Source organism: Pseudomonas trivialis (assembly GCF_036864995.1).
In the GTDB taxonomy this organism is placed as follows: Bacteria; Pseudomonadota; Gammaproteobacteria; order Pseudomonadales; family Pseudomonadaceae; genus Aquipseudomonas; species Aquipseudomonas trivialis.
Window position 1 is genome coordinate 3,590,292 of record NZ_CP142151.1, and the last position, 13,934, is coordinate 3,604,225.

Consider the following 13,934-nt stretch of genomic DNA (forward strand, 5'->3'; position numbering starts at 1 on the left):
ACGGTTCTCACACCAAGGCGACCGCTTCGCCCTCCCTCGGCCCGCCGCCCCTGCGGCCCCACAGTTCTTCATGGCCGCCAATTACCGCAACCGAATGGGTGTCGGTGTTGATCATGCCCAACTGGCCGCAGGCCAAGGCCTCGACTGAGGTTTTTCTTACATAACGGCTCAAACCCAGGCGCTTGAGCGCCTCGCCGGTTTCCTGCTCGTCTTCGCCATCGTTGAGGCTGTTGATGGCCGCGCTGAAGCTGGCGCCCGCCGTGCCGTCGTTGTCTTGCTGCTGTGCACGCTTGGCGCTGACGGCAAACAGAAAGTTGGCATCCTTGAGCATTCCGGCATCCGCGCCTTTGAAGCGTGCTTCGCGAGCGGCTTGTGATAACTCACGATTGGATACGCTGAGCGTATGGCCGTCCCGCAATGTCACGTCATAGCCGCGCGGCGTTCTCTGAACCCTTTCGAAAATACTTCCGGGGCTCTGGCCGAAACGGACCATGGCCACCTTGATCGCTGCCACCGTGACGCAGTTGCCCTGATTGCTCTGGCGAAAACCGCGCCAGATATCGTCGGGCTGTTCGCCAACGGCTTTTGTGGACACGTGCGGAGGGCTTTCCACACTTGCGCTGACACCCGGCCATTGGTTCACCACTGTCCTGAAGAAGCTCCCCAGACGCAAGCCGTTACCGGCAAGCCGGCAACACTCGCGGTTGCGTTGTACGAATGCCCATGAAGGCGCGGGATAAACGTAACGCTGATGGACCTGCTCAGGCGTGTGGCGGACAGCGCTGCACACGTCCGTAACCGCCCGGTAATACTCATCCCTGAAACCTGCGGCGCGCGTATTGAAGATTGAAAACATGAACCCTCCCTTGAACGCGTCTCCCCGACTGCATGGGCAGTCGGGGAGTCTTGGTCAGCCATTAGCTAGTAGTGAAGATGTCTGCGAGGCTGTATCGACATAGCCTGCCGACGGTCTCAGCCAAAACGTCCAAAGATCGGATGTCCAGCGGCGGGAGCAGGCGACCTGATACCTGGGCGGACCTTGATCTCGCTGTCAGCCTCTGCAGTGGTCTCCCGCTCAGCGTCCTTGTGCGCGGTCGTTGTGTGCTCATGCTCATGCTCATGCACCGCCTCTGTTGCGGTCGTCGTTTGCGCGCCTGCGTCCAGCGCGGTATCGACCTTACTTTCTGCATCCATCTTCATCTCGGCCTCCGTTTTGAACGCACTCGGCGTCGCTGCAAGGGTTTTCGCCTCGGCGCGCAACGGGTTCGCGGCCCTGGTTTCAGTGATCAAGGCTGCGCCGTCGGGCTCACCGACCTTTGCCTCGTCGATAATCAATCGTGGCTTGAGCGACGAGGCTGTACTCGACCCGTCATGGGAAGTCACCTTGACCTGAACGCCGGCAGCCAGGCTGATTCTGTACTGTTTGCCGCTCTCGGGCGTCAAGTTCACCTGGGTGCTGCCATCGGGCATGACCGTCACCTGCGCATCGCCATCGGCGGAGACATTCAGCGGCGCGTCTTTTTCGATGCCTTGCGCTACCGGTGCAGGGCTGTCAGTACGTGCGCTTAGCTGCACGCCGTGCTCGGCGCCAAGCTTGCCTTTTGCCGCTTGCTCTTGGTTCATGGGCAGCATTTGGTTGTCAGCGTCTTTCAGGTCGATCTGTATACCGCCATCAGCGCCAAGCTTCATCTGAGCGCCAGTCTCGGCCATTGCAGGCCTGGATTGGGTGTCGGGATCTTTCAAGCTCACTTGCGCATTACCTTCAGCGCCCGCTTTCATCTGAACATCGGGTTTCACCAACGTTACCGGCGGACTCTGCACATCAACCGGCAACCTGGAACTGCCGCCCCAGCTCGATAGAAAGTTGCGCATTGCTTTGAGAACCAGTTCGAACATTTCCAGCATTTTGTCCAGGGCATCGGCACTCACGGTAACTTGCCTGTCACTGCCCTCGGCATTGTCGAGACGCGGCGTGATGTTGCTTTTTGGAACAAACCCGAGATTATTAACCGGTTGTGCCCGCTCTTTCGACATCTGCGCTGGCGTATCGCTGGCCGCATTCAGATCCGACTTGAAACCCGCAATATTATTCATCGATATAGTGGACATCTGATTCATCTCATTCCTGGGGGTGGCGCCGCCGGTGCAGTAACCATTTAAAACCGGCAACGATAGATTGGGGCTGCTAGTAACCATCATCACTTCGCAGTCCCTACTTTCGTGGAGCGCAACGGCATTGGGTTCCAGAAATCCGCGATCACATAAGGAAAACAAAATCGCAAATCAGACTTTGCCCCGTCTCGCCCCCGGAAAAACGAGCGTTTCAGCCCCTGAAAACGGTTCTTGCGCAGATATATAAAGTAATAAGCAGGCCAAACTCTAAACTTATGAAATCATTAAACCCCGCCACCGACTGACGCCCATGTTAGTTCGCGCGCGCGAATCTCGCAGCCGAGCCAACACCCATCAACTGCCGAACACTACTTTTAGACGATCAAAAAAAGGAGCGCCCATGGCACCCCTGATTTAGTGTTTAAAAACGTTATGAATATGAAGTTAATCTTTCAGTGCAGATTGCACACCGATCAACTCAGCAACCTTGTCCAATGCGGTCTCGCGGCGCAAGGCGTGGAACAGCTCCACCGCCTGCGGATAGTTGCGCGTCAGCATCGCCAACCATTGCTTCAAACGACCGGGCGCCTGTTTTTCCGTCAACTGCGCGACCGACTGCCTCCAGAAGTCATGGAGCATGGGCTGCATCTGCGCCCAGGTCATCTCCACCACGTCCTCACCGGCACGTGCGGCCGCAATCTGCCGCGCCAAGTCGGGGCGTGCGACCAGACCACGGCCCAGCATGATGTGTTCGGCGCCACTGATTTCGCGGCAACGCTTCCAGTCTTCAACGCTCCAGATATCACCATTGGCAAACACCGGCACCTTGACCACGTCCTGCACTCGCGGGATCCACTCCCAATGGGCCGGCGGCTTGTAGCCGTCGGTCTTGGTGCGCGCATGCACCACGATATGCGCCGCGCCGCCCTCGACCAGCGCGGTGGCACACACCAGCGCGCCATCCGGGCTGTCGAAGCCCAGGCGCATCTTGGCGGTCACCGGGATATGCGCCGGCACGGCCCGGCGCACGTGCTCGACAATCCGGTTAAGCAGCTCCGGCTCCTTGAGCAGCACCGCACCACCGCGTGACTTGTTGACCGTCTTGGCAGGGCAGCCGAAGTTCAAGTCGATCACCTGCGAGCCCAGCTCACAGGCCAAAACGGCGTTTTCCGCAAGGCACACCGGGTCCGAACCGAGCAACTGCACACGCAGCGGCACACCCGCAGCGGTCCGGGCACCTTGCAGCAGTTCAGGAGCGAGCTTGTGGAAATAGGCCGGGGTGAGCAGGCGGTCGTTGACGCGGATGAACTCGGTCACGCACCAGTCGATCCCGCCGACGCGGGTCAGCACGTCACGCAGGATGTTGTCGACCAACCCCTCCATGGGTGCCAGGGCAATTTGCATGGAAAACACTCAACAAAAATCGTGGCGCAGTTTACTGGGTTTCCTTGGGGAAACGTTAACCCCCGGTCAGTGCAGGGCCGTAACCGTCGAGAAACTCACTGGGCATGCGCTTGGGCTTGCCGCTGGACAGCTCAATACACACGAAGGTGGTTTGCGCGCGCAACAGGGTGACACCGTCACGCGGGCGCATCAGCTGGAAGCGGCGAGTCATCTTCAGGCGCTGGTCCCAGTCGACGATCCAGGTGGCCAGTTGCAGCTCATCGCCTTCGTAGCCAGCCGCCAGGTAGTCAATCTCATGGCGCACCACGGCCATGGCGCGGTCCAGGCGGCGATACTCGGTGAGGTCCAGCCCCAGGCGCTGGGAGTGCCGCCAGGCGCAGCGTTCCAGCCAGGATACGTACACCGCGTTATTGGCGTGTCCCAGGCCATCGATGTCCTCGGGACCGACCTGCAGATCGATGATGAACGGCGTTGCCAGATCCCAGCCCATGCCTTGCTCCTGTCGGTTGATGTCGGCGGGGCAGTGTATCAACGCACCGCCGACTTCGCTGCGCGCAACACGCGATCCGACAACTCGCCAGGTCCAAGGGCGCGTGCAAGTGAGAGGCCGCCGATCATCAAGGCCATGCCCGCCAGGGCCTTGTCGGTGTCTTCGGGGCTGGCGGCCAGTTGAGCGGCCATCAGCTCCGTGTGCTGATTGAGCGCCTGGCGGAATTCATCCGGCAGGCGGCCCATTTCGCCCACGGTGGCCGGCAGCGGGCAGGCTTGCGTGGTGGAGTCGCGATGCTTGCGCGACAGGTAAAACGCCGCCGCCAGGCCGCGACGCTCTTCGCCGCTGAGTTGGCCATCGATATCCTCAATCGCCGCGCGACGCCTGGCAAGCAACGCAGTAAAGGCCTCCAGCATCAACGCGTCCTTGCTTTCAAAGTGCGCGTAGAAACCGCCGACGGTCAGCCCCGCCGCGCCCATGACTTCGACCACGCTCGGCTCGGCCGGGCCGCGCTGGATCAACGCGGCGCTGGCGGCCTGCAGAATGCGTTCGCGGGTTTGCGCTTTTTTATCGCTCATCAAAGGGCTCCGTCGTTCATGGGCCGGATATTATTATCATGATAATACTTGGCAGGCGAGCGATGCGGCGGCGGGTCGGTACGGCAGAAGGGATCAGCAGCAGATTGGCCAAACGCCAGACAAACAAAAGGGCCATTCAATAATTGAATGACCCTTAAAAATCCCGCAGAGCGGGTAATCGTGGCGTCCCCTAGGGGACTCGAACCCCTGTTACCGCCGTGAAAGGGCGGTGTCCTAGGCCACTAGACGAAGGGGACACAAACCTTCTGTACAACAGACCAGCGCTGAGTGCTGATCGATTCAAGGCCGGTGTGGCCAAACCTTGAACCTGTAGATTGGTGGAGCTAAACGGGATCGAACCGTTGACCTCTTGCATGCCATGCAAGCGCTCTCCCAGCTGAGCTATAGCCCCGATTTTTCGCCTGGCGGCGCAGCAGACCTTGCGAACTGCTTGTTGAAACTGGCGTCCCCTAGGGGACTCGAACCCCTGTTACCGCCGTGAAAGGGCGGTGTCCTAGGCCACTAGACGAAGGGGACAAAACCTTCTGTACAACAGATCAGCGCTGAGTGCTGATCGATTCAAGGCCGGTGTGGCCAGGCCTTGAACCTGTAAATTGGTGGAGCTAAACGGGATCGAACCGTTGACCTCTTGCATGCCATGCAAGCGCTCTCCCAGCTGAGCTATAGCCCCTCATCGGTGAGGATGGGGCGAATCTTAATGGCGGTTTGGAAGTGTGTCAAATTTATTTTCAACAATTTCCAAAGTTTTTTGCCGGGATAACAATCACTTACCAACGAAACCCCGGAAAGCCGGGGTTTCGTCACTGCCACAGAGGACTTAGCCGATAGCGCCCAGCAGCTTTTCCCATTCCTTGTTTTCTTTCTTGGAAACACCACCCAGCAAATCAAGCGCTTGGCGCAGGCGGAAGCGCGTGAGGTCCGGTCCGAGAATTTCCATCGCATCGAGCACCGACACCGAGCTGGCCTGCCCGGTGATCGCAGCGAACATCAGCGGCATGGCATCGCGCAGCTTCAATTCCAGAGACTCGACCACCGCCTGAATCGTCGCAGTGATCGCATCCTTTTCCCACTGGCGCAGGCTTTCGAGCTTCCACAGAATCAGCTGCATCAACTGGCGCACCTGATCGCCCGACAGCTTCTTGGACTCGAACAGCTTCGCGTCCGGGTTCACGCCACCGGCAAAGAAGAAGCTGGCCAACGGAGCGACCTGGCTGAAGGTCTCCACCCTGCCCTGCACCAGCGGCGCGATCTTCATCATGTACTCAGGGTTCAACGCCCACTGCTGCACACGGCTGGCGAACTCCTCCACCGGCAAGTCACGCAGCCACTGGCCGTTGAGCCAGGACAGTTTTTCGATATCGAAGATCGGCCCGCCCAGCGATACGCGGGACAAGTCGAAGTTGTCGACCATTTCCTGCAACGAGAACTTCTCGCGCTCGTCCGGCATCGACCAGCCCATGCGGCCCAGGTAGTTGAGCATCGCTTCGGGCATGAAGCCCATGCGCTCGTAAAACGTCACCGAAGTTGGGTTCTTGCGCTTGGACAGCTTGCTCTTGTCCGGGTTACGCAGCAGCGGCATGTAGCACAGCTGCGGCTGCTCCCAGCCGAAGTATTCATAAAGCAGGATCAGTTTCGGCGCCGACGGCAGCCATTCTTCGCCGCGCAGCACGTGGGTGATGCCCATCAGGTGATCGTCGACCACGTTGGCCAGGAAGTACGTCGGCAGACCGTCGGTCTTCATCAGCACCTGCATGTCCATGCGGTCCCACGGGATCTCGACGTCACCGCGCAGCATGTCCGGCACCACGCACACGCCTTCGCTCGGCACCTTCATGCGGATCACGTGCGGCTCACCGGCCGCCAGGCGGCGGGCCACTTCTTCTTTCGACAGCAAAAGCGCGCGGCCGTCGTAGCGCGGGGTTTCGCCACGGGCCTGTTGCTCGGCGCGCATCTGGTCCAATTCTTCAGCGGTGCAGAAGCATGGGAACGCATGGCCCATGTCGACCAGCTGCTGAGTGTATTGCTTGTAAATATCGCTACGCTCGCTCTGGCGATACGGGCCGTGCGGGCCACCGACGTCCGGACCTTCGGCCCAGGTAATGCCGAGCCAGCGCAGGGCATCGAAAATCTGCTGTTCCGACTCGCGGGTGGAGCGCAGTTGGTCGGTGTCTTCGATCCGCAGGATGAATTCACCGCCGTGCTGCTTGGCAAAGCAGTAGTTGAACAAGGCGATGTAAGCAGTGCCGACGTGGGGATCGCCGGTAGGCGATGGCGCGATGCGCGTGCGGACGGTGGTCATGGCAGGTCTCGAATGGGCGATATAACTGAAAATTGAAACAAGCGGCGAATGGTAACAGCCTGGGTGATATCTGGAAAACCGAGGCGCGGCTATCGGGGGCAAGCCCCCTCCCACATTTGACCGTGTTCACAAATCAAGGCGGGAGGGGGCTTGCCCCCGATGAGGCCGGCACAACCACTACAAATCAAACAGCCAGCAACCGCTCGCGCAACTTGCCAATCTCATCGCGCGTCTGCGCCGCTGCCTCGAACTCAAGATCGCGCGCCAACTGATACATCTTCTCTTCCAACTGGCGAATCCGCTTGGTGATCTCACTCGGCGAGCGCAATTCGTTCTCGTACTTGGCGCTTTCCTCGGCGGCCTTGGCCATGCCCTTGCGCTTCTTGCTGCGCGAGCCCGGCACGGTGGCGCCTTCCATGATGTCGGCGACGTCCTTGAACACGCCTTTGGGGGTAATGCCGTGTTCCAGGTTGAAGGCAATCTGCTTGTCACGGCGCCGCTCGGTCTCGCCAATCGCGCGCTCCATGGAGCCGGTGATGCGGTCCGCATACAGGATCGCCCGGCCATTGAGGTTACGCGCCGCGCGGCCGATGGTCTGGATCAGCGAACGTTCGGAGCGCAGGAAGCCCTCCTTGTCCGCATCCAGAATTGCCACCAGCGACACTTCCGGCATGTCCAGGCCTTCGCGCAGCAGGTTGATGCCCACCAGCACATCAAAGGTGCCCAGGCGCAGGTCGCGGATGATCTCCACCCGCTCCACCGTGTCGATGTCCGAGTGCAGGTATCGCACGCGCACGCCGTGGTCGGCCAGGTAGTCGGTGAGGTCTTCGGACATGCGCTTGGTCAGCGTGGTCACCAGCACCCGCTCTTCCAGCGCCACGCGCTTGTTGATCTCCGACAGCAGGTCATCGACCTGGGTCAGTGCCGGGCGGATTTCGATCTGCGGGTCGACCAGGCCGGTCGGCCGCACCACCTGCTCGATCACACGGCCCGCATGCTCGGCCTCATAATTGCCCGGCGTTGCGGACACAAAAATGGTCTGCGGGCTGATCGCCTCCCACTCGTCAAACCGCATCGGCCGGTTATCCAGCGCCGACGGCAGGCGGAAACCGTATTCCACCAGGGTTTCCTTGCGCGAGCGGTCGCCCTTATACATCGCGCCCACCTGCGGCACGCTGACGTGGGACTCGTCGATCACCAGCAAGGCGTCCGGCGGCAGGTAGTCGTACAGCGTCGGCGGCGGCGCGCCGGAGTCACGGCCCGACAGGTAGCGCGAGTAGTTTTCGATGCCGTTGCAGTAGCCCAGCTCCAGGATCATCTCCAGGTCGAAGCGGGTGCGCTGCTCCAGGCGCTGGGCTTCCACCAGCTTGTTGTTGGCGCGCAGGTATTCCAGGCGCTCGGCCAGCTCAACCTTGATGCCTTCGATGGCGCCCATCAGGGTTTCCCGGGGCGTTACATAGTGGCTTTTGGGGTAAAAGGTGAAGCGCGGCAGCTTGCGGATCACCTCGCCGGTCAACGGGTCGAAGGCCGACAGGCTTTCGACTTCATCGTCGAACAGCTCGATGCGGATGGCTTCCAGGTCCGATTCGGCCGGGTAGATGTCGATCACATCGCCGCGCACGCGGAAGGTGGCGCGGGCAAAATCCATGTCGTTGCGGGTGTACTGCAGGCTCGCCAGGCGACGCAGCAATTCGCGCTGGTCGAGTTTGTCGCCACGGTCGACGTGCAGCACCATCTTCAGATAGGTTTCCGGGCTGCCCAGGCCGTAGATGCACGATACGGTGGTGACGATTATCGCGTCCTTGCGCTCCAGCAACGCCTTGGTCGCCGACAGGCGCATCTGCTCGATATGGTCGTTGATCGACGCATCCTTCTCGATGAAGGTGTCGGACGACGGCACATAAGCCTCGGGCTGATAGTAGTCATAGTAGGAGACGAAATACTCCACCGCGTTGTTCGGGAAGAACGCCTTGAACTCGCCGTACAGCTGCGCGGCCAGGGTCTTGTTCGGCGCCAGCACCAGGGTCGGGCGGTTGATCTGCGCGATTACGTTGGCAATGCTGAAGGTCTTGCCCGAACCAGTCACCCCGAGCAGCGTCTGGTGCGCCAGGCCGGCCTCGATGCCTTCGACCATCTGGCGAATGGCTTCGGGCTGGTCGCCGGCCGGTTCAAAGCGGGTGACGAGCTGGAAATCCGACATAACGTACCTCTTTCAGTCACCCCGGGCCTGTGGCCGCCAAGGACGAATAGCTCAGCAACCCGCGAATACGCTTCGCTGGTTGCAGGAAAAAATCATGATAGCTGTAGAAGTGGTGGCGAAGGCGACGGGTTTCAAGGCACTTGTCCTACATAGCGCCTGTATGGCCCCTGTACAGCCCCGGCCTGCTGAATGCCAATAAGACTAACGGTCGGCGCCTCAACCGAAAAACTTGGCCGAAAAGCAGTTTCAACGGTCGCCCTCGGCCGTGCGGGCCTCTATACTAGCTCCCCGTTTGTGCACCGCTCTAGTGCCTCCGGCCGGAGCGCGACACGTCCCTCCCTTCCCCCCATAGAGCTGCCGCAAAATGAGCCTGTTCTCCGCTGTCGAAATGGCACCACGCGATCCAATCCTGGGCCTCAACGAAGCATTCAACGCCGACACACGAACCACCAAGGTCAACCTTGGCGTGGGCGTTTACTGCAACGAGGAGGGGAAGATTCCACTCTTGCGTGCCGTTGCCGAAGCGGAAGCAATACGCGTGGCGCAACACGCGGCCCGTGGCTACTTGCCGATTGACGGGATCGCTGCCTATGACAAGGCCGTGCAAACCCTGTTGTTCGGTGATGCGTCACCCCTGCTGAGCGCCGGCCGTGTGGTCACAGTGCAGGCCGTCGGCGGTACTGGCGCGCTGAAAATCGGCGCTGACTTCCTCAAGCAGTTGCTGCCAGACGCCGTCGTCGCCATCAGCGACCCGAGCTGGGAAAACCACCGCGCGCTGTTCGAAACCGCCGGTTTCCCGGTTCACAACTATCGCTACTACGACGCCGCCACTCACGACGTCAACCGCGCCGACCTGCTCGAAGACCTCAACGCCCTGCCGCCACAATCCATCGTGGTGCTGCACGCCTGCTGCCACAACCCGACCGGCGTCGACCTCAGCCCGGCCGACTGGCAGGACGTGCTGGACGTGGTCAAGGCTAAAAACCTCGTGCCGTTCCTCGATATGGCGTACCAGGGTTTCGGCGACGGCATCCACGAAGACGCGGCCGCCGTGCGCCTGTTCGCCGAATCGGGGCTGACCTTCTTTGTGTCCAGCTCGTTCTCCAAGTCGTTCTCCCTGTACGGCGAACGGGTGGGCGCGCTGTCGATCGTCAGCGAATCCGCGGAAGAAAGCGCGCGCATCCTGTCCCAGGTCAAGCGCGTGATCCGCACCAACTACTCCAACCCGCCGACCCACGGCGCCGCCATCGTCGCAGCCGTGCTGAACAACCCTGAGCTGCGCGCCCAGTGGGAAGCGGAACTGGCTGAAATGCGCCTGCGCATCCGTGGCATGCGCGAGCAGATGGTTGCCGAACTGGCCAAAGCTGCACCGGGCCACGACTTCAGCTTCGTCGGCCGCCAGCGCGGGATGTTCTCCTACTCCGGCCTGAGCGTGGCGCAGGTCACGCGCCTGCGCAGCGAGTTTGGTGTCTACGCGCTGGACACCGGGCGCATCTGCGTGGCGGCGTTGAACCAATCGAACATTGGCGCCGTCACAAAAGCGATCGTTCAGGTGCTGTAAGCCGGCGGTCGTGATGAAAAAGGGGAAACCGATGGTTTCCCCTTTTTCGTGTGCAGCCCCTAGACTGAACCCCGACTGCCCCTTTGCTGTGAGAGCCCTATGAGAAACGACGACCTGGACCTTGACCTGCGCGCCGACCGCGACGAACTACACGACTTCACCCCGCGCGCGCCGCACGCCAAGCGCCAGAAAAGCCTGGTGCTGCAAGTGGCGCTCGGCGTGTTCCTCGGTGGCCTGGCGCTGTGGCTGGTGCAATTGGGCGCAACGGCGATCATGGCCAAACTGGCCATGGGCACCTTTCAATTCGGCGGCTGATCACCAGCCCAGGCGAACTGGAACCTGTGTGGCGAGCAGGCAAGCCCCAATGCCGTTCAGTTAAGCGCAGATTCCCTGTGGCGAGCAGGCTTGTCCTGCGTTGGGCTGCGCAGCAGCCCTCAAACCAGGCGCTGAGCCGTATCAGGCACACCGCGTTTTGCTTGATTGGGGGCGCTTCGCACCCCAACGCGGGGCAAGCCCGCTCGCCACAGGGATCGGATTGCCTGAACCACAGGGATAGGATTGCCTGAAATAGCTCAGGTTGCGCGTTCCTCCAGTAACCGCACGAAGCTGTTCAGGCTCTGGGACACGGTGCCGCGTCGCCAGATCAGCCAGGTGTTGAGCATGCGAAACCCGTCTGCCAGCGGCCACACGCTCACCGCCGCAAACCCCGGCATGCTTTCCAGCATGCTGCGCGGCATCAGCGCCAGGCCCGCGCCGGCGCTGACGCAGGCCAGCATGCCGTGGTACGACTCCATCTCGAAAATCTTGCCCGGCACCGCGCCATCGTGTGAGAACCAGCGCTCAAAGTGGTGCCGGTAGGAACAGTTCGAACGAAACGTATAGATATTCTCGCCATTCACGTCCCGCCCCCGGCTGATCGGCGCGTGGTGCAGCGGCGCGATCACCACCATTTCCTCCTCGAACACCGCCACGCCTTCAAGGGTCGCGTGCAGCACCGGCCCATCGACGAACGCCGCCGCCAGCCGGCCGGACAGCACCCCTTCGATCATCGTGCCCGACGGTCCGGTGCTCAGGTCCAGCTCGACCTTGGCATACCTCTGGTTATAAACCGCAAGCAGCGCCGGAATTCGCACCGCCGCCGTGCTTTCCAGCGAGCCCAGCGCAAACGCGCCCTGGGGCTCCTCCCCCGCCACCGTCGCCCGGGCTTCCTGCACCAGATCGAGGATGCGCCGCGCGTAGCCAAGGAAATTCCAGCCGGCCGGCGACAGGCGCAGGCGGCTTTTTTCGCGGATAAACAACTCCACGCCCAGGTCCTGCTCCAGTTGCTTGATGCGTGTGGTCAGGTTCGACGGCACGCGATGAATCAACTGCGCGGCCGCGCTGATACTGCCCTGCTCGGCCACGGCCTTGAAAATTTCCAGCTGCACCAGATCCACACCATTCTCCAATCGTGAACGTATTGCTTAATATTATTCACTTTCAAGAAAACATACAGCCCCGTAGGCTGGCGTCATTCACTCATTCAGCTGGACGGTGCCATGAACGCTATTTCCTCCAACACTCACGCCCTGTCGATCAATCCCGCCAACGGCGAAACCATCGGCAGCTACCCGTACGAAACCCAGGCGCAACTGGATGCCGCGCTCGACCGTGCTACCGCCGCCTTCCGCACCTGGCGCCGCCAGCCTGTGAGCCAGCGCGCCGAACGGCTGCTGGCCCTGGCCCGCGCCCTGCGCGAGCAGGCCGAAACCATGGCGCAGATGATCACCCGGGAAATGGGCAAACCCATCGCCCAGGCCCGCGCCGAAATCGAAAAATGTGCGCTGATGACCGAGTGGTACGCCGCCCACGGCCCGGCCATGCTCGCCTCGGAACCGACCCTGGTGGACAACGGCAGCGCGCGCATCGAGTACCGCCCGCTGGGCCCTATCCTTGCGGTGATGCCGTGGAACTTCCCAGTGTGGCAAGTGCTGCGCGGCGCCGTGCCGAGCCTGCTGGCCGGCAATACCTACGTGCTCAAACACGCGCCGAACGTGATGGGCAGCGCCTACCTGATCCAGCAGGCATTGCACACCGCCGGCTTCGCCGAAGGCCTGTTCGAAGTGATTAACGTGACCCAGGACGGCGTGTCCAAGGCCATTGCCGACCCGCGCATAGCTGCTGTCACCCTCACTGGCAGCGTGCGCGCCGGCATGGCCATCGGCTCCCAGGCCGGTGCGGCGCTGAAAAAATGCGTGCTGGAACTGGGCGGCTCCGACCCTTTCATCGTGCTCAACGACGCCGACCTCGACGCCGCCGTGCAAGCCGCCCTCATCGGCCGCTTCCAGAACAGCGGCCAGGTTTGCGCCGCCGCCAAGCGCCTGATCATCGAAGAGGGCGTAGTTCAGGCCTTCACCGAAAAATTCCTCGAAGCCAGCCGCGCCCTGGTGATGGGCGACCCGACCTCCGCCGCCACCTACATCGGCCCAATGGCCCGCTTCGACCTGCGCGACGAACTGCACGGCCAGGTGCAGGCCACGCTCGCGCAAGGTGCAACCCTGCTGCTGGGCGGCCATAAAATCGACGGCGCCGGCAACTACTACGCGCCGACCGTCCTGGCCGACGTCACCGACCAGATGACCTCATTCAAACAGGAACTGTTCGGCCCGGTGGCCTCGATCATCACCGCCCGCGACGCCGAGCATGCCGTGGCGCTGGCCAACGACAGCGAGTTCGGCCTCACGGCCAGCATCTTCACCCGCGACGCGGACAAGGCACGGGCGATCACCGACGAGCTGGAAACCGGCGGCGTGTTCGTCAATGCGTTCAGCGTCTCCGACCCCCGCGTGGCGTTTGGCGGGGTGAAGAAAAGCGGGTTCGGCCGCGAGCTGTCGCACTTTGGCGTGCGCGAGTTCTGCAACGCACAGACCGTGTGGCTGGATCGCAAGTGACCGCACATCACCTCAAGATCGGCTGTGGCGCCTCACACACTGCACCAGCCCATCCAGCGCCTGGGACTTGACCGGCGCGAGCACGCACACCGTGTGCTCGCGCTCGCCCTCCGTGACGGTCAGGGTGTAGTGCACCTGGCCCGGCTTGCCGGGCTCCGGGGCATTGCTTTGCGGCAACTTGAAGAAATCCGACGCCTGGATCAGTTGGCGCAGCTCCTGCTGATCCGGCTCCGGCAGCGCATCCAGCTCGACGCTGCGAGGTTTGGCCAGGCCCGGAAAAAATGCCGGGCCTCCGTTTTCCTTGATCGAAATTCGCATGGCTGTTCCTCACCGCCCAGG

The 13,934-nt window shown here is 61.6% G+C and carries 12 protein-coding genes and 4 tRNA genes; 3 read left to right on the top strand and 13 right to left on the bottom strand.

The window, feature by feature from the left end; translation table 11 throughout:
* Positions 1-7: 7 nt before the first annotated feature.
* From VRB54_RS15615 to uvrB, 11 genes are all read right to left on the bottom strand, one after another.
* Positions 8-595 (bottom strand): hypothetical protein, encoded by a 588-nt coding sequence (locus VRB54_RS15615; RefSeq protein ID WP_338477905.1) that lies wholly within the window; start codon positions 593-595, stop codon positions 8-10.
* 377 nt (positions 596-972) lie between these two features.
* Entirely contained in the window at positions 973-2,118 is a 1,146-nt protein-coding gene (locus tag VRB54_RS15620) for a hypothetical protein (protein WP_338477906.1), read from the bottom strand.
* A 438-nt stretch (positions 2,119-2,556) separates the two neighbouring features.
* Positions 2,557-3,516 carry a tRNA-dihydrouridine synthase family protein gene (locus tag VRB54_RS15625; protein ID WP_338477907.1) on the bottom strand — a complete coding sequence of 320 codons (960 nt, stop codon included), beginning with the start codon at positions 3,514-3,516 and terminating at the stop codon, positions 2,557-2,559.
* Between the two features lie 55 nt (positions 3,517-3,571).
* Positions 3,572-4,006 (bottom strand): acyl-CoA thioesterase, encoded by a 435-nt coding sequence (locus tag VRB54_RS15630; RefSeq protein WP_231423067.1) that lies wholly within the window; start codon positions 4,004-4,006, stop codon positions 3,572-3,574.
* Positions 4,007-4,044: 38 nt separating this feature from the next.
* Positions 4,045-4,584, bottom strand: coding sequence for a TetR/AcrR family transcriptional regulator (locus tag VRB54_RS15635; protein WP_338477908.1), 540 nt, complete (start codon positions 4,582-4,584; stop codon positions 4,045-4,047).
* A 181-nt stretch (positions 4,585-4,765) separates the two neighbouring features.
* Positions 4,766-4,841, bottom strand: a tRNA-Glu gene (locus VRB54_RS15640).
* A gap of 79 nt (positions 4,842-4,920) precedes the next feature.
* Positions 4,921-4,996, bottom strand: a tRNA-Ala gene (locus VRB54_RS15645).
* A gap of 49 nt (positions 4,997-5,045) precedes the next feature.
* A tRNA-Glu gene (locus tag VRB54_RS15650) sits at positions 5,046-5,121 on the bottom strand.
* A gap of 78 nt (positions 5,122-5,199) precedes the next feature.
* Positions 5,200-5,275: transfer RNA gene (locus tag VRB54_RS15655), tRNA-Ala, on the bottom strand.
* Between the two features lie 147 nt (positions 5,276-5,422).
* Positions 5,423-6,904 carry a glutamate--tRNA ligase gene (gene gltX, locus VRB54_RS15660; protein WP_003234349.1) on the bottom strand — a complete coding sequence of 494 codons (1,482 nt, stop codon included), beginning with the start codon at positions 6,902-6,904 and terminating at the stop codon, positions 5,423-5,425.
* A 184-nt stretch (positions 6,905-7,088) separates the two neighbouring features.
* Positions 7,089-9,104: an excinuclease ABC subunit UvrB gene (gene uvrB / locus VRB54_RS15665; protein WP_338477909.1), complete on the bottom strand. Its 2,016-nt coding sequence runs from the start codon at positions 9,102-9,104 to the stop codon at positions 7,089-7,091.
* A gap of 364 nt (positions 9,105-9,468) precedes the next feature.
* On the opposite strand from uvrB, the gene VRB54_RS15670 reads away from it, so the two are divergent.
* A complete protein-coding gene (locus VRB54_RS15670) occupies positions 9,469-10,665 on the top strand; it encodes an amino acid aminotransferase (RefSeq protein WP_338477910.1) in 1,197 nt (398 codons plus the stop codon).
* Positions 10,666-10,764: 99 nt separating this feature from the next.
* Positions 10,765-10,980 carry a hypothetical protein gene (locus tag VRB54_RS15675; protein WP_015372505.1) on the top strand — a complete coding sequence of 72 codons (216 nt, stop codon included), beginning with the start codon at positions 10,765-10,767 and terminating at the stop codon, positions 10,978-10,980.
* 257 nt (positions 10,981-11,237) lie between these two features.
* Here VRB54_RS15675 and ptrR read toward each other — a convergent pair whose 3' ends face one another.
* Entirely contained in the window at positions 11,238-12,101 is an 864-nt protein-coding gene (gene ptrR / locus VRB54_RS15680) for a putrescine utilization regulator PtrR (protein WP_338477911.1), read from the bottom strand.
* A 102-nt stretch (positions 12,102-12,203) separates the two neighbouring features.
* Between ptrR and VRB54_RS15685 the strand changes: the two genes are divergently transcribed.
* Positions 12,204-13,595 carry an aldehyde dehydrogenase family protein gene (locus tag VRB54_RS15685; RefSeq protein ID WP_338477912.1) on the top strand — a complete coding sequence of 464 codons (1,392 nt, stop codon included), beginning with the start codon at positions 12,204-12,206 and terminating at the stop codon, positions 13,593-13,595.
* Between the two features lie 12 nt (positions 13,596-13,607).
* Here VRB54_RS15685 and VRB54_RS15690 read toward each other — a convergent pair whose 3' ends face one another.
* Complete coding sequence (locus tag VRB54_RS15690; RefSeq protein WP_209983207.1) at positions 13,608-13,913, bottom strand: protealysin inhibitor emfourin; 306 nt, start codon at positions 13,911-13,913, stop codon at positions 13,608-13,610.
* Positions 13,914-13,934 lie beyond the last annotated feature (21 nt).